The sequence below is a fragment of the Psychrobacter sp. NPDC077938 genome (assembly GCF_044542635.1).
Taxonomy (GTDB): Bacteria; Pseudomonadota; Gammaproteobacteria; order Pseudomonadales; family Moraxellaceae; genus Psychrobacter.
Map to the genome: position 1 here is coordinate 80,288 of NZ_JBITUW010000006.1, position 19,072 is coordinate 99,359.

Annotated in this window: 17 protein-coding genes and 1 riboswitch; of the genes, 4 read left to right on the forward strand and 13 right to left on the reverse strand. The window is 43.4% G+C overall.

Annotated features, from left to right (window positions below):
• The first annotated feature begins 82 nt into the window (after window positions 1–82).
• The gene (locus ACIGBM_RS10990; protein ID WP_057761630.1) at window positions 83–544 is read left to right on the forward strand and encodes a universal stress protein; all 462 of its coding nucleotides are present in this window, start codon (window positions 83–85) and stop codon (window positions 542–544) included.
• A gap of 119 nt (window positions 545–663) precedes the next feature.
• Here ACIGBM_RS10990 and ACIGBM_RS10995 read toward each other — a convergent pair whose 3' ends face one another.
• Window positions 664–1,599 carry a LysR substrate-binding domain-containing protein gene (locus ACIGBM_RS10995; protein WP_397477775.1) on the reverse strand — a complete coding sequence of 312 codons (936 nt, stop codon included), beginning with the start codon at window positions 1,597–1,599 and terminating at the stop codon, window positions 664–666.
• A gap of 220 nt (window positions 1,600–1,819) precedes the next feature.
• Between ACIGBM_RS10995 and ACIGBM_RS11000 the strand changes: the two genes are divergently transcribed.
• Window positions 1,820–2,944: a YeiH family protein gene (locus tag ACIGBM_RS11000; protein WP_397477776.1), complete on the forward strand. Its 1,125-nt coding sequence runs from the start codon at window positions 1,820–1,822 to the stop codon at window positions 2,942–2,944.
• A 287-nt stretch (window positions 2,945–3,231) separates the two neighbouring features.
• On the opposite strand, the gene ACIGBM_RS11005 is transcribed toward ACIGBM_RS11000, so the two are convergent.
• Window positions 3,232–3,441, reverse strand: a complete 210-nt coding sequence (locus ACIGBM_RS11005; protein ID WP_045453470.1) for a cold-shock protein — start codon at window positions 3,439–3,441, stop codon at window positions 3,232–3,234.
• Window positions 3,442–3,684: 243 nt separating this feature from the next.
• Window positions 3,685–4,107, reverse strand: a complete 423-nt coding sequence (locus ACIGBM_RS11010; RefSeq protein ID WP_102094045.1) for a YbaN family protein — start codon at window positions 4,105–4,107, stop codon at window positions 3,685–3,687.
• Window positions 4,108–4,534: 427 nt separating this feature from the next.
• Window positions 4,535–4,651: riboswitch (TPP riboswitch) on the forward strand.
• Window positions 4,652–4,822: 171 nt separating this feature from the next.
• Between ACIGBM_RS11010 and ACIGBM_RS11015 the strand changes: the two genes are divergently transcribed.
• On the forward strand, window positions 4,823–5,719 hold the full coding sequence (locus ACIGBM_RS11015; protein ID WP_397477777.1) for an ABC transporter substrate-binding protein: 897 nt from the start codon (window positions 4,823–4,825) through the stop codon (window positions 5,717–5,719).
• 90 nt (window positions 5,720–5,809) lie between these two features.
• On the opposite strand, the gene ACIGBM_RS11020 is transcribed toward ACIGBM_RS11015, so the two are convergent.
• From ACIGBM_RS11020 to ACIGBM_RS11035, 4 genes are all read right to left on the reverse strand, one after another.
• Window positions 5,810–7,102, reverse strand: a complete 1,293-nt coding sequence (locus tag ACIGBM_RS11020; protein ID WP_397477778.1) for a VWA domain-containing protein — start codon at window positions 7,100–7,102, stop codon at window positions 5,810–5,812.
• Window positions 7,103–7,316: 214 nt separating this feature from the next.
• Entirely contained in the window at window positions 7,317–7,787 is a 471-nt protein-coding gene (locus ACIGBM_RS11025) for a hypothetical protein (RefSeq protein WP_397477779.1), read from the reverse strand.
• A gap of 68 nt (window positions 7,788–7,855) precedes the next feature.
• Entirely contained in the window at window positions 7,856–8,818 is a 963-nt protein-coding gene (locus ACIGBM_RS11030) for a hypothetical protein (protein WP_397477780.1), read from the reverse strand.
• A 255-nt stretch (window positions 8,819–9,073) separates the two neighbouring features.
• On the reverse strand, window positions 9,074–12,043 hold the full coding sequence (locus ACIGBM_RS11035; protein ID WP_397477781.1) for a valine--tRNA ligase: 2,970 nt from the start codon (window positions 12,041–12,043) through the stop codon (window positions 9,074–9,076).
• Window positions 12,044–12,303: 260 nt separating this feature from the next.
• On the opposite strand from ACIGBM_RS11035, the gene ACIGBM_RS11040 reads away from it, so the two are divergent.
• Complete coding sequence (locus tag ACIGBM_RS11040) at window positions 12,304–13,446, forward strand: formate/nitrite transporter family protein (protein ID WP_397477782.1); 1,143 nt, start codon at window positions 12,304–12,306, stop codon at window positions 13,444–13,446.
• 189 nt (window positions 13,447–13,635) lie between these two features.
• On the opposite strand, the gene ACIGBM_RS11045 is transcribed toward ACIGBM_RS11040, so the two are convergent.
• The 6 genes from ACIGBM_RS11045 to ACIGBM_RS11070 form a co-directional block, all read right to left on the reverse strand.
• A complete protein-coding gene (locus ACIGBM_RS11045; RefSeq protein ID WP_179799341.1) occupies window positions 13,636–14,559 on the reverse strand; it encodes a bile acid:sodium symporter family protein in 924 nt (307 codons plus the stop codon).
• A gap of 306 nt (window positions 14,560–14,865) precedes the next feature.
• Window positions 14,866–15,372 carry a YbjQ family protein gene (locus ACIGBM_RS11050; protein ID WP_397477783.1) on the reverse strand — a complete coding sequence of 169 codons (507 nt, stop codon included), beginning with the start codon at window positions 15,370–15,372 and terminating at the stop codon, window positions 14,866–14,868.
• Window positions 15,373–15,465: 93 nt separating this feature from the next.
• Window positions 15,466–15,906 (reverse strand): YbjQ family protein, encoded by a 441-nt coding sequence (locus tag ACIGBM_RS11055; protein ID WP_298811209.1) that lies wholly within the window; start codon window positions 15,904–15,906, stop codon window positions 15,466–15,468.
• Between the two features lie 116 nt (window positions 15,907–16,022).
• A complete protein-coding gene (locus tag ACIGBM_RS11060; RefSeq protein ID WP_057761653.1) occupies window positions 16,023–16,580 on the reverse strand; it encodes a YecA family protein in 558 nt (185 codons plus the stop codon).
• A gap of 244 nt (window positions 16,581–16,824) precedes the next feature.
• Window positions 16,825–17,061, reverse strand: coding sequence for a PA3496 family putative envelope integrity protein (locus ACIGBM_RS11065; RefSeq protein ID WP_057761656.1), 237 nt, complete (start codon window positions 17,059–17,061; stop codon window positions 16,825–16,827).
• Between the two features lie 186 nt (window positions 17,062–17,247).
• Window positions 17,248–18,699 carry a hypothetical protein gene (locus ACIGBM_RS11070; RefSeq protein ID WP_397477784.1) on the reverse strand — a complete coding sequence of 484 codons (1,452 nt, stop codon included), beginning with the start codon at window positions 18,697–18,699 and terminating at the stop codon, window positions 17,248–17,250.
• Window positions 18,700–19,072: the final 373 nt, after the last annotated feature.

A 19,072-nucleotide genomic window follows, 5' to 3' on the forward strand; every position in this document is an offset into this window, starting at 1 on the left:
CGCTGCTAAAGACGACAAGCTTTACTTAACAGCGCCCTAGAGTAGTGCTATAGTAAATACTATCTGACATGAGGAAGACGCTATGAGTTACGAACATATTTTACTGGTCACCGACTTACTCTCTGATGCAGATATAGTCGCACAAAAGGCCAAGCGCATCGTCGAAAACCGTCCAGGCTCTAAGCTATCTGTTTTGCATATTGTCAAAGACACCATGGTTGGCTTCGGCTATGAGCTGGTGCCTGCCTCTAGCCTATACGATGAGATTGATGATGAACGCTGCCAAGAAGCGCGTGCAAAGCTAGCACAATTCCTTGAACGCAATCAGCTAAATGCAGCAACGTCGGAAGTCACGACTGCCATCTCTAGCAGTGAGGGTATCGTCAGCTACTGTCATAAACACGATGTCGATCTATTGGTCATCGGTCGTCATAAGCGTACTGGTATCGCTGCATGGATCAGTGGCGCAACTGCGGATAATATCCTGCCTAATGTACCTTGCGACAGCTTTGTAGTGCGACTAGACAAGCCTGTTTCAGCATAACAATATGCTTTGATTGTCTTATATTATTAAAGAATCTCTTAAACAGAAAAGCGCAGCGTAACTTTTGACGCTGCGCTTTTTTATGGCTGATAGATTTTAGGTTCATCCAGACTCATCGCTTAACCCTGTTGGATAATATCTATAAAGGTTTGCCAAATAGGACTTTGGTGTCGAGCTTTGTGCCAGACTAGCCACCATGTCCTTGATAGATCAATTCCCGCCACGTTCACTTGTACCAGCTCACCTGTTGCCAATTCTGTCTCAATCACATGCTGCGATAGGCAGCCAAGACCAATATCTGCACTCACCATGTGCTTGATGGCCTCGGATTGATGTATCGCCTTTACCACTTCTGCATTAGGTAGATACTTAAGCAATTGCTCATCGATAATCTGCCGTGTGCCTGACCCTGCCTCACGTACTAGTAACGGCAACTGCGCCAACTGATTAATACTCAGCTGATAGCAGTCCTCATCTTCGCTATAGGTAGCCACATTCTTTAGCCACTTGCTATCATGCTTGGCAAATATCACTAGCGTATCGGTACGCCATTCACGCTGCTCAATAACTTTCATATCTACCGGACGCGGCCTACCTTCTACCAGTGCGATGTCGATATTTAGTTGCTCAACCTCGCTCACTACCTCTTGAGTATTGGCAATATACATATCGACATTGGCATCGGGTAGCGTCTCATATAGCTTGCCAAGCAATGACGGCAGCACGTAGTTGCCGATAGTGGTACTAGCACCGATATGAATCTGTCCTGCTTGATACTGATGATAATGCTCAAGCGTGAGCGACTGACCCAAGATAGCCTGTGCCTGTATATAAATGGGATGAGCATTGGGGTGTTGATTGAGCCGACGGCCGACGCGCTCAAATAGCGGCATCTGTAGTCTAGACTCTAACTCTGTCAATGCACTGCTGACTGCTGATTGTGATAAATGCAGCTCCTCACTGGCGCGACTGGTGCTGCCTGTCTGATAAATACTGACAAAAACAGCAAGCTGCTTAAGCGTAATCTTTGGCATTGTCTGCACAGATTTTTTCATATTATCAATGATGCCTTATGTCAGTTTTTGCGCTGTTTTATTCGTGATGTTTGTCTTTTTTGATACTCATGCGCGGTATATCGACTTCTATCATAATCTCTAACCTAAAAAATCGATAGCTTATATCTTATTAATCTGTTTTTATTATAAATGTGGCGGGAATATACTGTCTATTCATAAGCTTATGCTTATCTTAATATAAGTAATAGGATGCCGCGTCATGCACACACTCGTCCAATCAGTCAGCAACTCCGTTCATAACTATACCCCCAATCACCGTCACTTAGCGGGATTGGTAGTCGTTCTGATTGGTAGTTTGTTTTGCTTATGGTTGGACAGCAGTTTGGATGTATGGTCAAACGGCCGTATCGTTGGACTATCCTCTTTAACGCTCGCGATATTGCTAGGCATGATATTAGGCAATACCATCTATCCCAAGTTCACTGAACGTTTGAACGGCGGTGTTTGCTTTGCCAAAGGTCAGATATTGCGACTTGCGATTATATTTTATGGATTTAAGCTGACCATGACACAAGTTGCGAGCGTCGGTATGCCAGCGATTATGACTGACGCGCTCGTATTGACGTCAACCTTCTTGCTGACCTATTGGTTGGGTACTAAATGGTTAAAAGTCGATAAAGAAACGGTTATCTTGATTGGCTCAGGCGCAAGTATTTGCGGGGCTGCTGCCGTCATTGCTGCAGAGCCAGTCGTCAACGCGCAAGCTCACAAGGTCACTATCGCCGTGGCAACTGTGGTGGTGTTTGGCACTATCGCGATGCTACTATATCCTTTTCTCTATCATCTCGGTTGGTTACAGCCTTGGCTAAGCGCCCAACAATACGGCATGTACACTGGCTCAACCGTTCATGAAGTGGCGCAAGTCGTGGTCGCAGGTAATGCAATCAATACTGAGATTGGCGATACTGCGGTCGTGACCAAGATGATACGCGTCATGATGCTCGCGCCTTTCTTACTCGTGTTGTCTTTTGCGCTAACCAAAGAGTGCACCGTAAACAATACCGCTATAGAAGATAAAAGCAGTAAAAACGAGACAGCGTCATTTATGACTCGTGTTAAACAAGTCAAAGTGCCATGGTTTGCGTTTATCTTTATCGGCATTGTGTTGATACATACTTGGGTGCCGATGTCTGAGAGTGTCGTACGCAATATGGTGATGCTAGATGATGTGTTACTGACGATGGCCATGTTTGCGCTAGGTCTGACCACGCATCTAAGTGCGATCAAGCAAGCTGGCGTTAGACCGCTTATTTTGGGTGCCATTATGTTTGGCTGGTTAATACTGGGCGGTGGTCTGATTAATATCGGCATTAGCTTTATATAATAAGCTAAATGTCCATTCTTAACTGCTGATGTCATTGCACAATATAAAAGGCCTCCAACTATCTATAGTCGGAGGCCTTTTTACATCTGTCATTTAATCTAACATGATTGGCTAAAACTTTTAATCTTGGACTAGTACTAACTTTAGTACCAGTACCTTAAATATCAGCCTCTCAAGTACTAATGCTTTAAGCACTAAGTCTCTAAATATTAAATCGCAGACGAAAAAAAACGAACCCGAAGGTTCGCTTTTCTACATCTATTCATCTATCTGTCTATAAAGACAAATTAGATAGCAACGATGTTATGTGCTTGTGGGCCTTTTTGGCCTTGAGTTACAGTGAACTCAACTTCTTGGCCTTCAGCCAAAGTTTTGAAACCTGAACCAGTGATTTCGCTGTAATGAGCAAAAACGTCTGCGCCAGTTTCTGGAGCGATAAAACCAAAGCCTTTAGCTTCGTTGAACCACTTAACTGTACCTTTTTGAACGTCTGACATAGTATAATCCTACTTTTAAATTTATTAATGGTCTAGTGACCGGTAACGCTTGCAAATAGCTACTGAACGATAAATATTAAAACGAAGGATTATAACTAATACTACGAGGTAATGATTTGGTGCAGAACTGCTCTTAAGCTTGGGCGTATTATAAGGGGTACATCCCAGTATCGCAAGTCTTATCTCATGTTTCGTGTAACCAGAGCCGTTTATTGGCTGATTTTGGCGCAAATTGCAACGGATTTAGGCATTTGGTAAACGGAACAAATATATCGCTACCCCACTACAGACAGCGGCTACCGCCCATGCCATCCACATCATATCGGCAGGCAAACGATAAAATAACATAATTGTTGATGCTGCCATCATAACCGTCGCTAAACACTTGGCATAAAGCGGAACGGCATGATTTTCTTCCCAATCACGGACAAATTTGCCAAAATATTTATGATTAATCAGCCAAAAATGAAAACGTCGAGAACTGCGTGCCCAGCAACCTGCTGCTAGCAAGATAAAAGGCGCGGTGGGCATCACTGGCAACAATATACCGATAATACCCAAGATAAAAAACAGCCAACCAAGCGTCACAAAGGTCCAACGCAGCATTGGGCTGTTGGATTGATCGGTCTTAGGTCGGTAATAGAACGCTTTTTTATTATCGGTCATATAAATTGTCGGTCGTGTAAGTTGTCAGTTATGCCAAATGTCGATTGTCAATTGTTTAGAGTAGCGCCTATTATATAAGCAGCGGCATAGAAGGCTAATCATGCAATATCACTCGTCTGTGCACAAGACTATTTATATAAGGTTTTTGCTATTGATAGGTATGTTTGGTTAGTAATTGGGTAAGTACCAATGACAAATGCTGCACTTTTTTATTAATCCGTCGCTAGAAATAACTATCAGTAGCCGTGATAAATAACAGCTATCATAAAGAGCGACTATCGAACATCAGTCATCATCTGCCATCGTCATTCCCGATATGCTTGCATCCCATCTTGTAAGTCGTCTATGATGACGCAGTAGCTATCGATAGTAGCCATTAGCAGTACGGATTCATTAGCAGTACTGATCGAAAATAATATAATACCAATCAATCTTGTCGGGGTGCTTTGATTTAACGCTGTAGACACAGCCCACATCATCGCTGAGACACACCCGTGAACCTGAAGCAGTTAGCACTGACGTAGGAAACAAGCGTGACATACCCTCAGAGGTCTATAAATAAGAGCAGTCTATAGACGATGTACTGGTGATAACCATCTTAAACGCTGAGCATCTGACAGTTAGCATCGAGACCTGACCTTTCTTATTTGGCCTTTCTTGTTTTACCTTAATAGTATCAGTCTGATTGTTTTCCATACCTAAAAAGGAAACAACCATGCAACCGACCACCAAACTTACTCTGACCCTCGAATGGTTTTTAAACCCTGATCATCTGCCTTTTATCGCGGGTGTGACCACGAGCGCATATGAGCAGGCAGGGCTTGATATCACCATTATCGAGCCAGATGACCACTATGATGGCTTTGCCGAATTACAAAACCAAAGTATCGACCTGCATGTGAATGAGCCTATCCATCTGTTTGAACATTACGCGCCTAATCTACGTGCGCTAGGCTGCTTTTTTGAGACCGATGGCGGCATATTGATGCAACGCGCTAGCATGGATAAATTAAAAAACAATCAACCGATTCGCATCTGTACCCCTGCTGCTAAAGAAAAAACCAATCGTATTGGCTTTGAGATATTGACGCGCTATGCCAAAAAAAACGGCTTTAGTATCAGCCGTGATAATGTGACTTTTGTGCAAAAAGACTTTTATCATATAAAAAACCTGCAAGAAGACCCAAGCCTAGATGGTGCATGGCTATGCTTTTGTAACTTTGAAGGCGTTGAAGCGACTCATGAAGAGTTGGACTTTGAATTTATCGATCAACACCTGTCACCTTATCCGAACTTTTCGGCTTTAGAGATTCTGACGACAGATGAGATCTATAGCGCGAAAAAGGACGCGATAGAGACCTTTATCCAAGTGACCAACCAGATGACAGAACTGTGCAAAAACGAGCCAGAGACTGCTCATCGTATGTATTATGACTATAGTAAAACCGAGGCCGATGCGTTGATGGATGCGATCATTGATAATACGCTGGGCAGATTGATCACACCGATCAAGCCTGATGCAAATAAGTGGGAAGAACTGCGTGATATGCTAGCCGAGATCGATATCGTGACCTTGACTGATGAGCAGTATCAATCGCTGTGGGAACTGTAGAGAATTTAGAAATAAACTATTTTGAATAATAAAAAACCGCCATAGTATTTGCTGTGGCGGTTTTTTATGGTTAATAGACTGACAAGGTTATTACTGCACGATACCAAGCTGCTTGGCTTCTTTTAGCCACATTGGAAACTCTTCTAGCATGTTTTCATACAAAGCTTCTTCGCTAATGTCATCCAAGTCATCAAGTTCAAAAAAGTCACAATTATCAATCACGCGCCCTGTCATATCGTCTAGTTTTTTTAGGATGCCATAACCACGACCACCCAAGCCCACGAACTGCCAAAATATCGGTAGTTTCGCGGCTTCCGTCATGACTTTCGTGATACCGCGATTGTCATTCACCCCGCCATCACTGATAAATAGCACGTAGATAGGCACATCTAAGCCGTCTTTTTGGTAAAACTCCGTCACGGCTTTCATGACCTCTGCTTCATTGTTGATGCGCGGGCCAAGTGCCCATTTGCGCCAGCCACCATGAGCGTTATTGATAAAACCGTCATAGTTACTCAGCCCAATCTCGCCCAAATACTGCGGATCTCGGGCAAACGCCCAACAGTCTAGCGCTTGGTCATCATCGAAGCTCACTGCCAATGGCAATATGCGATTGACTACCTCTTGCACGCGGCCTTTTTTGTACTGTCTGTTCATTGAGCCTGAAGCATCTAGCACCAACGCCACTTTTGCGGTTAATTGCTGCAACTGGCGTTTCTCAAGCGATATCGTGGCTTTTTTGGCCAGATTGACCAGTTTTGGCGCTTTGTCTAGCATGACCTTTTCTAGCGATGGTTTTGCTTGCACTGGCGTGACGGTCGCCTCTACTGCTTGTGGGCTGCCCTCTTCTACATCGCCACCGAAATGCTGCACGATGGCGGCAAGTCCTCCATTAAAGCCTTGCGCGACGTTGGAGACTCGCCAAACGCCACTCTTACGATAAAGCTGCATGAGCATACTGGCCTGCTGTTGGGCAAAATCTACTGCTTGATATTCTGCCTGTGCCTTTTGCGATTGCTGCCAAATGCCAATCTCTAACGATTGAATTTGATTGAGCGGCGTGTCGGCTGATAATACAAAAAACAAGCTGTCTATGTTCGCAGACAGTTTGGATAAATTCACTTCAAATTCGGCTTGGATGCCTTTATTTGCCGTTGTTTGCGACTCGTAATGGGTGAGCTTGATTTGCCCGCACGGTGAGGTCGGCTGATTATAGAACACCATATAATCATCATTGATCAGTTTGCCCGCTGCGTCTAAGGCAAAGCAGCTGATGTCCATTTCTATCGGACTTTGACGAGTGAACTTAAGCGTGATGGGTGCGGTATCATCAATAGCAAGATTGCTTAAAGGTGCGCGTTGTCCGACGGTGAGATGGTTCATGGTGTTCCTTACATGAGAGTTTTATTCTTTTAAAGATAATAGACTAATTACTGACATTAAAAAACCGCTAAAGCCAGTGCGGAAGCGGTTTTTTATTTTAGCTAAGCAGGCAACTTAATGCTATTTACTAAGAATGAATAACCATCTAATCGAAAATATTTTACAGATATTATGCGAATTTGCACAATACTTTATTCCCATATTAGATAACTAATTAGCCCGAATGTTTCTTTTTCATCCAATAATAACCTATTCCAAACCTAACTTCATGAGCATGACAGATATAAACAGTCTGGCATAGCGTACATCGACATTCATAGTTAGTTTCAGGATAAGAAACATGCTGGACTTTCTGTAATATCTCTATCAGTCCCAGACTTTCTTGCCCTTCTGGTGTAGATTTAACATATCGATATTTTGAACATCGACAAACACCTTCAGCAATATCATTTAGAAAAGTATTAAGCTTATCCATTGAACCTAAGATGTATTGCCTTGAACTGTCTTTTGGCCACGTTTCAGTCTTTTTGAGAACCTCAAATTTATCAATATGTTTTGCTATCTCTTTTAGAATACTCATATCTGAAATATTCATTATTTCATAAGCATTTATTTCACTAGGAATAAGTACTTTATCATCAAATGTCTTATTTTTTATAAACTTTATGATGTCATCAGTTTTCATGGTTATCTCTATTTGTTTTATAGCTACTTAATTATTTATACATATTATATAAATTTTAATAATGTTATCTATATAAATACTTTTAAGAACTCTTCTACAGATAAAACCTGAGCTTTAGAGCCTCTAAAATAGTAGCAAGCTAGCGCCTTCTTTCTGAACTTTTCATCAGTAGATATAATGAAATCGAAATGCCAAGCTAATGAGGCATGTTTAGCATCCAGCATAGAGGCATTATGCAAACCTTTTTTATTAGTTATATTTTGAAACCTATCAGGAAAATAAGCTACCCAATTTAAAAGTAGAAATAGAAATTCAATTTTGTTCTCGATACCCGCCACATTATGAGACAGTAAAACCGGAAGGTTAGGATCATGATTGAACAATCGGCGTTCAACCTCTTTAAAGACCTCTTTAGGTGAGTATGATTCAATACTCTCATAACTTGAATCATTTATAATTTCTCGTAAATCGGGAATTAGATTTAAGACTGAATAACCTTCGATTTCATTCAAGGGATTAAGTTTTTTACTGGCATACTGAGAAACCTTTTCACCAATTTTATCTATAGGTCGTTTTAGAATAGGTAACTTCTTTGATAACAAAGAAAACGGTGTTGAAACAAGCTCATCAATAAGCGAATCAAATCTTTTTTGAGCCGTAGCTCCTGTATCGATGCCATTCAAGCTCTGAATAAGCTTTTTATTTTTGTAATCAAGCCTTTGAGATAAAGAAGAATTCTTCGATTCAAAATAATCCTTATAGACTATTTTTGAATCAGGGGATTTATGTGGAAACTGATTATTCCAATATATTGCGTTGAGCATATTTAAAACATTCAAATGCTCAACAACAAACTCTTCGCTTTTTACTTTACTGATTTCTATAAGTGTATATTCAGAGTAAATAACTTGGAAGTCTGGTCTCTTCAATACTTCAAGTAAACTTGCGAAATTAGAACCTATTTCTCTTATCTTAGAGACTCGCAGTTCAGTCAGAACGTTTTGGTCTAGATAAACGGTGCAAACCTTCATAAGACTATCTCGTTTTAAGTAAGTTCAACTTTATTATATTATTACAAGAAACAATTGGCACTTATATACAAAATGAGCTTACATATAAAAAAATACACCACCATAAAAATGGCAGTGTATTTCTTGTTATTTACTTTTGCGCGAGGGACGAGCGCTGAGCTAAGCTATTAAAGAGCACCGTCCCATGCATCGCATATTTGCCCCTTATTAAAGGACTCCGATGCTGAGGCTATGCTCTTTAAGCTTTTGCTTTACTTACAACGCCTTCAACTGCTCCATCTGCGCCGTCATCGCCGTCAACTGCCCTTCTAACTCAGCCAGTTTAGCCTTTTCAGCATCGACCACTTCCGCAGGTGCTTTACTAACAAAGCCTTCATTACCGAGTTTACGCGCGATGCCTTCGGATTGACCTTTCAACTTATCATATGACTTACCTAAACGCGCCAGCTCAGCCGTTGGATCGATTAGTCCTTTCATTGGTACAAGTACGCGCAGCTGACCAACCATGCTTGATGACGATAATGGTACTTCATCGCCTTCTTTGACGATCTCTAAGCTCTCGACTTTGGCAAGCGCTTTGAACTGGTTTTTGATACGAGATAGACGCTCTTCTTCATCGGCAGAGACATTCTGTAGTAGCACTGGCAGACGTACCGCATTACCCAGTTTCATCTCACCACGGATGTTACGGACGCTCGCGATGAGCTCTTGTAGCCATGCCATATCCGCTTCAGTCTGCTCACTGATTTGGCTGGCATCGGTCTGTGGATAGTCAGCGACCACGATGCTGTCGGTGTTTTTGCGACCTAGTAGCGGCGCGATGGTCTGCCAGATTTGCTCGGTCAGATACGGCATGATTGGATGGGTGAAGCGTAGCGCCGTCTCTAGTACGTGCAGTAGCACATAGCGGATTTGCGCTTTACGCTCATCCGATACCGAGTCATCATTTAGGCTGGCTTTGGCAAGCTCAACGTACCAATCACAGTATTCGTTCCAGATAAACTCATAAATATCTTGGCTGACCATATCGAGACGATACTGAGCGAAATGCTGATGGATATCAGTAATGGTAGAGTTCAGACGACTCATAATCCATTTTTCTGGTAGTTCCCATACATCAGGGTTTGCCGCTTGGTCGATAGGCTTGGCACTACCTTCGCCATCGACACAGTTCATCAGTACAAAGCGGCTAGCGTTCCAGATTTTATTACAGAAGTTGCGATAGCCCTCGACACGCTTTAGATCAAAGTTGATATCGCGACCAGTACTGGCTAGTGAGGTAAAGGTAAAGCGCAGTGCATCCGTACCATACGCTGGGATACCTTCTGGGAACTCTTTACGCGTTTGCTTCTCAATCTTGGCCGCGTCTTTTGGATTCATCATATTGCTGGTGCGTTTTTCGACCAACGCTTCTAGCTCAATACCGTCGATTAGGTCAATCGGATCTAAGACGTTACCTTTCGATTTTGACATTTTTTGACCATTGCCATCACGTACCAGACCATGCACATAAACTGTCTTAAACGGTACTTGCGGCGTGCCGTCTTCGTTTTTCACAAAGTGCATGGTCATCATAATCATGCGGGCAACCCAAAAGAAGATAATGTCAAAACCTGTCACGAGCACGCTGGTCGGATGGAAAGTGTCCATCACGCGTGGATCGGCGTTGACGTCTGCCCAGTCAAGCGTACTGAATGTCCATAGACCAGAGCTGAACCACGTATCGAGTACGTCATCATCTTGGCGCAGTTTTACATCGTCGCTTAGATTGTATTTAGTGCGTACTTCAGCTTCGTCACGGGCGACATAGATTTCACCTGTCGCATCGTCATACCATGCAGGGATACGATGTCCCCACCACAGCTGACGACTGATACACCAGTCTTGTAGATCGGTCATCCACGCCATATACATGTTTTTGTACTGCGCAGGGACGAACTCAATGCTGCCGTCTTCTACCGCGTCAATCGCAGGCTTGGCAAGTTCTTTGACCGCGACATACCATTGATCGGTCAACCACGGCTCAACGATCGTACCGCCACGCTCAGCACGCGGGGCTTTTAGCGCATAGTCTTCGATATCTTCTAACCAGCCCTGCTCGCCTGCTTGCTCAACGAGGAACTTACGCGCGGCAAAACGCTCAAGTCCTGCGTACTCGCTAGGCGTAGTCTCTAGCTCTGGCTCACGCGTCTGCAAGTCAGGATAGACTTCCATCGCTGGTAGGATATTGGCGCGCTCATCAAGGATATTAATCAATGGCAAGCTATGACGACGACCCAATTCATAATCGTTAAAATCATGTGCTGGGGTGATTTTGACACAGCCTGTACCGAAGTCTTTTTCGACATAATCATCAGCGACGATAGGCACAACACGACCAGTGATTGGCAAGGTAATGGTTTTGCCGACTAAATGTTCATAACGCTCGTCGCTAGGATTGACAGCGACAGCCGTATCACCAAGCAAAGTCTCAGGACGTGTGGTGGCGACGACCAGATAGTTTTTACCGTCTTGAGTGGTTAAGTCTTTATCTGTGAAATGGTAGCGGAAATGCCACAAGCTACCTTTTTCGTCGTGGTTTTCTACTTCTAAGTCAGATAGCGCGGTTTGGAACTTTGGATCCCAGTTAACCAAACGCTTACCACGATAAATTAAACCATCGTCGAACAGGCGTACGAACACTTCTTTTACTGCGTTAGACAGACCATCATCCATGGTAAAACGCTCACGCGACCAGTCAACCGAGCTACCCAAACGGCGAATCTGGCTAGTGATATTGCCGCCTGACTCTTCTTTCCATTCCCATACTTTATCGATGAAATCTGCACGTGTCATATCACGGCGCTTGATACCTTGCGCCTCTAGACGACGTTCAACGACCATTTGGGTGGCGATACCCGCATGATCCGTACCTGGCTGCCAAAGCGTATTGTCGCCATCCATGCGGTGATAACGGGTGAGCGCATCCATAATAGCGTTGTTAAAACCGTGACCCATATGTAGCGAGCCCGTGACGTTTGGCGGTGGCAGCGCAATAGAAAATGACTCGTCTTTATCAAAAGTCGGCTGAAAATAGCCGCTTTCTTCCCAGCCTTGATACATACCTGCTTCAACTTCCGCAGGATTATAGGCGCTCTCTAATTGGCTTAGCGCCGCTTGGATCGACTGGGTCAAATTGGTTTTCGCATTGCTATCAATGCTGGTATCGGTATTAGGATTGCTCATAATAGGGTGATCTTATTGTTGATAATGAATGTGGTCAAAATGAGATAGCGCAAAACGCTATAAAAACAGGAAAAATAGTTGATAGTGTGATTTTAACGCAGATAGGCAGATTTTGTTAGATGGTAAGGCAATTTATAAAGCCTGAAGGCGATTTATTACTCAAATTGTTAATCAATTAACAACAGCAATCCGAAGAATGGGAAATATAATAGAGATTACTTATGCAGCAAAATCATTAGCCTATAACCAGCGAGCCAACCGTGTCCCAAGATACCGAGCATGACCATGATTCTCAGGCTAATCGACCAAACGATGAGCGTGTGAACGCGAGCACCACCCCTCCTGTGCCTGAAGGTGACGATACGCTAGAAAAAAGCAGCGATTCTTCTAAAGACATTGAGGTAGAAAAGGAAGCAGACGACACTACAAATAGTGACGTAGATGAAACTACAGACAACGATGCAGACGAACCTATCAAAGCCACCGAAGACTTAGAAAATGACGACCTGCCAGAAGAAATCAGCGACGAAGACAAAGAAACCATCAAAAAGGTCGCCAGCGACGACAATCTAAGCCAAGCGAAAAGCTACGCCAGTATCTTAGTCGAGCAAGTTATCCACGCCAAAGAAACCTTTGAGCGTTCACTTGGCTCGCTATTTACCAGTGCTTTTACGGCTGGGCTAGAGATTGGCATCAGCTTTTTTATGATTTTATCAGCGTTTGCCTTACTTAATGACGTGATGCCAAGTCGCTATGCCATGGTGCTGTCGTCACTGTTGTATCCGATCGGCTTTATTATCGTGGTGATTGGTCAATCGTTATTATTTACTGAGCAGACTTCCCTCTTGAGCTTGCCTGTCTTAAATAAAATTGAGCCGCTACATAAACTGCTGCGGCTATGGGGAATTGTCATCGCTGGTAATATCGTTGGCGGTTGTATATTTGCAGCATTAATGATCGGTCTGGGGCTGCATATGCATCTGTTTACAGACCATGCTATTGATGTTTATGCCGAGCATATCTTAGGCTTTGAGTGGTGGGTTATCTTTGGTAGCGCCGTGCTGGCAGGCTGGATGATGGGCGTGGCCGCATGGCTAGTAACCTCTGCACGAGATACGCTTAGCCGTATCGTACTGGTGACGCTTATCACTGGTAGCATTGGGTTTTTAGGCTTGCATCATAGTATCGTGGGCAATATCGAGGTATTTTCAGCATTACTATATGGCAATACCGTCAGTCTCTGGCGCTACTTGGTATTTTTAGTCGTGGTACTGGTGGGCAATACGGTTGGCGGCGTTGTATTCGTCGCGGTACTCAAAAATCGTACGTTCTTATTTGAAATTGAAAAAGTGAAAGAGCAAGCTGCCGAGGCAAGAGCGAAAATGGACAGACGAAGATTTTAGACTTGAGATAAAACTGGTTTGAGCTAAACTGGTTTGGGTTAAAACGAGCATTAAACGCAAAAGCCCATAACACGCTTCATTATATAAAGCGGATTACGGGCTTTTTTTACTAAACCATACACTGTTGATTTTTTACCAAGTACTGTCTCAACTGCGCAACAATGCGTTACTACGGTTATCTTAAACCTCTTACATTCTACGTGCTGCCAATACACTGTTTTCTATCTCGGTTCTTTTGGCTTTATTGTGCTGGGCAGTAAATACTCTGACCATGATACCAGCGGTCAAGAACATGATTAGCGTATAAATGGCTGGCGTCATTGACATCTTATAATTGGCCAATAGCGTCAGTGCCATAAACATTGAAAGCGTACTGTTTTGCAGGCCGACTTCCATAGTAATCGAGCGTCTTTGCGCAGGATTTAGACCGAACCATTTACTGGTGTAATAACCAAGCGCCATCGTCGATACGTTCAATATCAATGCCACAGGGCCAGTAGCGATTAACGCTTCAACGATAATGTCTCGTTGCACATAACTTAAGAAAAGTACCAAGAAGCTCAAAAATATCACGCCAAAACGAGACACCATCACCTGTCCCTTGTCTGCAGCATTAGGGGCGTAGCGTTTGATCAACATACCAATACTGACGGGTAAGATAGTCAGAGCAATTAGGCTAATCATGGTCTTGACCACTGGCAACTGAAACTCACTACCAGCACCCATGAAGTATACGAGCGAAAAACTGAGGACGATAGGAATGGTAAATACGGTAATGACACTGGCAATAGCGGTCATGGTGACCGAAAGAGCGACGTCACCTTTGGCTAAATAGGTAAATAGATTTGATGTCGTGCCACCAGGACACAATACCAGCAACATGACCCCAACGGCATACTCTGGCTCGAGAGACATGGTGGTTGCCAAAGCAAAACCTACGAGCGGTAAGAATATTAGCTGATTGGTCAAGCCTATGGCGACTGCTTTAGGGTATTTGACGACTCTCTTAAAATCATTGGTAACTAAGGACAATCCCATTCCCATCATAATCAAAAAGATACTAATGGGAATGACTTTTGCATTTATAAACGTGACTAACTCAACACCTTCCATAACTACATCCTTGTAGATAGAGCCCTTACACGGGCAGGTTTATGACAACCTCGTCATGCTCAATCAGCCAATCCTGCTGATATCTTGGGTAAAAGCCACCGACGTTGTCAGCTCTTTATATGACAATTTTCCATACAGTCGTGTTTTTTAAACCGACAATTTTTGATAAAACTGGTTACTACGAACCGAAATAATAACGGAACGGCAAAATTCAGTATATCGTTGTAAAAGTGTATGGTTTTGATTTTTCTGACTACTCGTCAGTCAATTATAGGTTTTTACACTTGATAAAAAAGTAGAAATGATTTAAGCGGGGATTTTGTGATTTACAGCAGATGTAGGTTTAATATGGTCAATACTAATCACTGCCGTACCGTAGGCAATGGCTTCGACCATACTGCCTAGTTGATTGACATTGGTTACCTCAAGACGTAACCCGTAGATATGCGTGTGGCCTTTGGCTTTTGCCTCAGTCCGCATACGAACGATGGCCTCGCGGCGGGCACGATCTAGCAAAGTCTCATAGGTGGTTAAGTTTTTGCCAAAGACACTTAATACGCGAGCGATGATCATTTTGAAGTAATCTTGAGCGATGACGACACTACCAAGTACCAGCTCGCCTTCACTACCCACTGCTAACTTGGGACGGTATAGACGTTCGCTTGAGACAGTGATATCGCCCAATGCTTGCTCTGCTACGCTTAGCTGTGCCAAATGCTGACGCTCATGGCGTGACCCGAAGAACCAGCCAGCCGCGAATAAGAAGACAAACGGCCCATAATTGATGAGCACTTGCGTGAGTGAATCATTCATAGCACGTTTCTCATCATAAAAAGCATCGGTGCTTTTAGCATTATAGGATTTGGTATTGTAGTTTTTAGTATTTTAGCTTTTAGTATTATAGAATCAACCAAAAGGATTGAAACGCGGTAAATCATCGGGTGCGACTTGGGTCTGAGTACTCACATTTTGACTAGAATGGTTGTGTCCATCGCTTGGCGGGTTTTGATACTGCTGCTGTGATATCGGCGCGACCTTGACCGCTGTACCATAGACAAACAGCTCTGAGGCACCTTGGGCAATACTAGAAGTTGAAAAACGCAGACCGACCACCGCATCAGCCCCTAGCGCCTCTGCTTTGACAATCATGCGATCGATTGCTTCTTGGCGTGACTCTTCTAATAGCTCGGTATAAGCCGTCAGCTCGCCGCCAACGATGTTTTTTAACCCAGCGAACAAGTCTTTACCCACATGCTTTGAGCGCACAGTACTACCGTACACCACGTCTAGGCGTTCGGTAATTTGATAGTTAGGTAAGTGTTCAAGATTAGAGAGTTGCACAGTCATAGGATGACCTTATCGGTGACTTATAAAATATATAGTAAACCAAAGCGCTGCGATACAGCATAGACAAAACAAGACAGAAACAGCACTGCTAGTAGCAACGCTGTTTCTTAGCCTTACTAATCGTTGGTATGGAACAATAAGAACAGCTCAGTCAAATTACCTTCGATGCTATTGGCCATCTGTACCATTTTATCTTCGTCTTTACGCATCTCAGACAGCTCTGGATCTTCATCATCGATACCGCTAAGTACGATCATAGGCAATGTCAATACTGCTACGTCTTCTGCCGTTTCTTGATCTTCGAACCAGTCGCTTGCTTCATCACCATACATGGCATCGACAAAACCGATTGACCAAGCAACGATGTCTGACTCGTCAGAGAAATCAACTGCCACTTCTTCGTTACCAGCATCTTCACCAAACGGTAATTCGATCGGTGTCTCGTTCTTTAGCTCAGCCATGATTGAATCGCGCCAACGTTTGATACCGTCGATGACGTTTTCTGGAATCTCACTCACGTGACCTTCGAACAGGGCATCCATCCAGTTAGGCAATGGACGACCGATGACTGTCGCTGTCAAAAAACCATGCGCTGCGACACTATCTAGCACGAACTGGCTTTCTTGATTGTCCAAATAGTCCAGTAATTCATCAAAACTTAGTTGGTTACTCATAATTTGGTATTCCTTAAAAGATAGATGTCGTCAATCACAATGAGCGATCGGTTAAATGACAGATGGCGGGTAATTTGAGGGTAAAGACTGCTCAACTCATTCAAGCTAAGCAACCTCTATCAGGTAAGTAGTATGGAACATAACTGGATGCGAGCGAGCAGAAAAAACACCAAACAGCAGGCAACCCAGTTAATGGTTCATCATTAAAGCACTTTAGTCCGCTTAAAAGACTGACGACGATAAATTAAAAATCGTCATCATCCCAATCATCGCCATCTTCATCGAAGTTGTCTATATCGTCTAGATCGTCTTTTAACTCTTTAGCCAAACGCTTTTCTTCTAGCAAGTTATCGATTAGCCGACGTTTTTCAAGACTACTTAAACGTGTACGTACGCTCGTCTCAGCTTCTTCAACCATCTTTGCATCATCATCGTCGACAAAATCATCATCAAAATCGTCGTCAATATCAGCGTCACTCATGACAAACTCCTATCATTTTTAGGCAAGGGTATTAAGAATACATCAATATATATATGCCTTATAAAGTCTCTATTGAATGTTGTCAATCCTTTTTCGCAATATGGTACATTTCAACTCTACGATTAAGATAGTCCAGTAGGCTATATAACAGACAATTGTAATATAAATGACCAAATACAGTCGGCATTAAATGTGTAGCTCATCTTCATCTTCAATCATCAGAACCGCGTTGCGCACATCAGCCAAACGCTGAATCAATGAGTCGTTAGCCCCATCAAATATCGCACACTCACGCTCATAGACAGTGGTTGGGCGCATGATGTTATGTACTTGTACATGATTGCTGATTTGCTTGAGGCCGGCATTTGGCAATAATATTAATAGCTGCTCTTTTTTGCCGATACTCTGGAGCAAATGGGTCATTGGCTCCGATTGCGCGTCATCACTCACGCCCGCTTTCGCTGGCAAAGCAAAGCGCGACAGCTCAATGTGCTTGTCGTGGATAATTTTGTTGAGCATTAAATATAGCTTGGCAAGCATTACGCCTGCGAGTGCCACTTTTGCATGGCTATTATCAGCCTTTAGTACCACACTTGCGCCATTATCTTCGAAATGCGCTTCATTCATCGCACTCACACCCAACAGCAATGGCTGTCTTAGTAGCTCAGTCACGGCTTGATTGAGCAGCTGAGTGCAGAGTGCTAAATACGGAAGACGCTGCGCAGGTGCAAGGCGTTCAAGCATATTGAACTCATCATGGAATACAATTTGAACTTTGACGCTATCAACGGACCGTGTGGCAGACAGTTTAGACGTATGACTGGCAGCTTGAGAAGCAACACCGTCTGTATCCGCTATTTCGCTACCTTCACCTGCACTCACTAGATTGTCAGTATCGTTACCTGTCTCTTGGTTTTGCTGGGTTCTAAGATACTCGTTCACTTCATTATGCACATTAAACTTGCGGGCATTAGTCACTTCGTCATCTGTGGCATTAACCGTATTATCCGTCGCTACTTGACTGTCTGCTAAATGAGGCGCTGACTGACCCGTTGACTGGCGCTCAAGTTCACGGTCATAGCCGCGTTGATCGACTGGTCTGTATTGGTCACGATACAATTCTTGGATATCTCGACTTAATGCATTGATTTGCTCTTTGGTTGGACGAGCGAGGTAACCATAAATCAACCAAAGCAGTAAATGTAGCAGCATGGTGCCGATGACAAACGGCCATTGCATGGCGATAATCTCGCCTTTGCTGACGTCTTTCAAAGTCAGTGCAACGCTACCGATGACTGCATCGCCATTGGTGGCGATTTGACGAATGGTGTCACCTTGCTGCATCGGCGCATTGCCTACTGGCACCAAGATATCATCGTTGTTGTCCTTAATCAGTATCCGTGTGACGTCTTGCTCGCTGGTATAGCGGTTGGCAATAACGCTTAAACTCACACGGTCTTTATTTTCTAAAGACAACCTTGCTTCATCAATCAGCTGGGCGACCATCTGCTCGCCTTTTAACGCACGACTATTGCTCAGCTGTTGGTCAGTACTAATGACCAATAACAGCGTCTGCAAACAAAAACTAACCAGAAGAATAATGGCAAACAACCCTTGCCGCGGCGCTAAATACGTCATGATATGTTAAACTTTTTTGGAGAGAAGAAATTAAAAAACGAGGCTACTGCTCATTTTTTGGCTAATTTTTAAACAATTGTGATGTGCGCCAATTGTAGTGCGCACATAGTGATAAAGCAGTACTGATTATTAACGACTATCGACAGTACCAATATTGTTGCCAGCTTCGCAATCTTTTGCGAAGGCATCGTTAATAAGAAAGCACCGTTGATAAACAGCCAGCTTATCTCATCTACTATATCACCATAATAAGCCTTATAGCGTGAGCACTTTATAAATTTATCATAATAACTTTATTGCATTTTCTATGGCTTCTTACGCCATAAAATCTGTTTTTTAGCATCATTGTTACTTTGCGCGTCATCTATAGGCG

Coding starts and splice junctions, on each gene's coding strand:
- ACIGBM_RS11070 (WP_397477784.1), bottom strand. CDS start 18,699: ATGACGTATTTAGCGCCGCGGCAAGGGTTGTTTGCCATTATTCTTCTG.
- ACIGBM_RS11035 (WP_397477781.1), bottom strand. CDS start 12,043: ATGAGCAATCCTAATACCGATACCAGCATTGATAGCAATGCGAAAACC.
- ACIGBM_RS10995 (WP_397477775.1), bottom strand. CDS start 1,599: ATGAAAAAATCTGTGCAGACAATGCCAAAGATTACGCTTAAGCAGCTT.
- ACIGBM_RS11060 (WP_057761653.1), bottom strand. CDS start 16,580: ATGAGTAACCAACTAAGTTTTGATGAATTACTGGACTATTTGGACAAT.
- ACIGBM_RS11015 (WP_397477777.1), top strand. CDS start 4,823: ATGCAACCGACCACCAAACTTACTCTGACCCTCGAATGGTTTTTAAAC.
- ACIGBM_RS11050 (WP_397477783.1), bottom strand. CDS start 15,372: ATGAATGATTCACTCACGCAAGTGCTCATCAATTATGGGCCGTTTGTC.
- ACIGBM_RS11010 (WP_102094045.1), bottom strand. CDS start 4,107: ATGACCGATAATAAAAAAGCGTTCTATTACCGACCTAAGACCGATCAA.
- ACIGBM_RS11030 (WP_397477780.1), bottom strand. CDS start 8,818: ATGAAGGTTTGCACCGTTTATCTAGACCAAAACGTTCTGACTGAACTG.
- ACIGBM_RS11000 (WP_397477776.1), top strand. CDS start 1,820: ATGCACACACTCGTCCAATCAGTCAGCAACTCCGTTCATAACTATACC.
- ACIGBM_RS10990 (WP_057761630.1), top strand. CDS start 83: ATGAGTTACGAACATATTTTACTGGTCACCGACTTACTCTCTGATGCA.
- ACIGBM_RS11045 (WP_179799341.1), bottom strand. CDS start 14,559: ATGGAAGGTGTTGAGTTAGTCACGTTTATAAATGCAAAAGTCATTCCC.
- ACIGBM_RS11065 (WP_057761656.1), bottom strand. CDS start 17,061: ATGAGTGACGCTGATATTGACGACGATTTTGATGATGATTTTGTCGAC.
- ACIGBM_RS11055 (WP_298811209.1), bottom strand. CDS start 15,906: ATGACTGTGCAACTCTCTAATCTTGAACACTTACCTAACTATCAAATT.
- ACIGBM_RS11020 (WP_397477778.1), bottom strand. CDS start 7,102: ATGAACCATCTCACCGTCGGACAACGCGCACCTTTAAGCAATCTTGCT.
- ACIGBM_RS11025 (WP_397477779.1), bottom strand. CDS start 7,787: ATGAAAACTGATGACATCATAAAGTTTATAAAAAATAAGACATTTGAT.
- ACIGBM_RS11005 (WP_045453470.1), bottom strand. CDS start 3,441: ATGTCAGACGTTCAAAAAGGTACAGTTAAGTGGTTCAACGAAGCTAAA.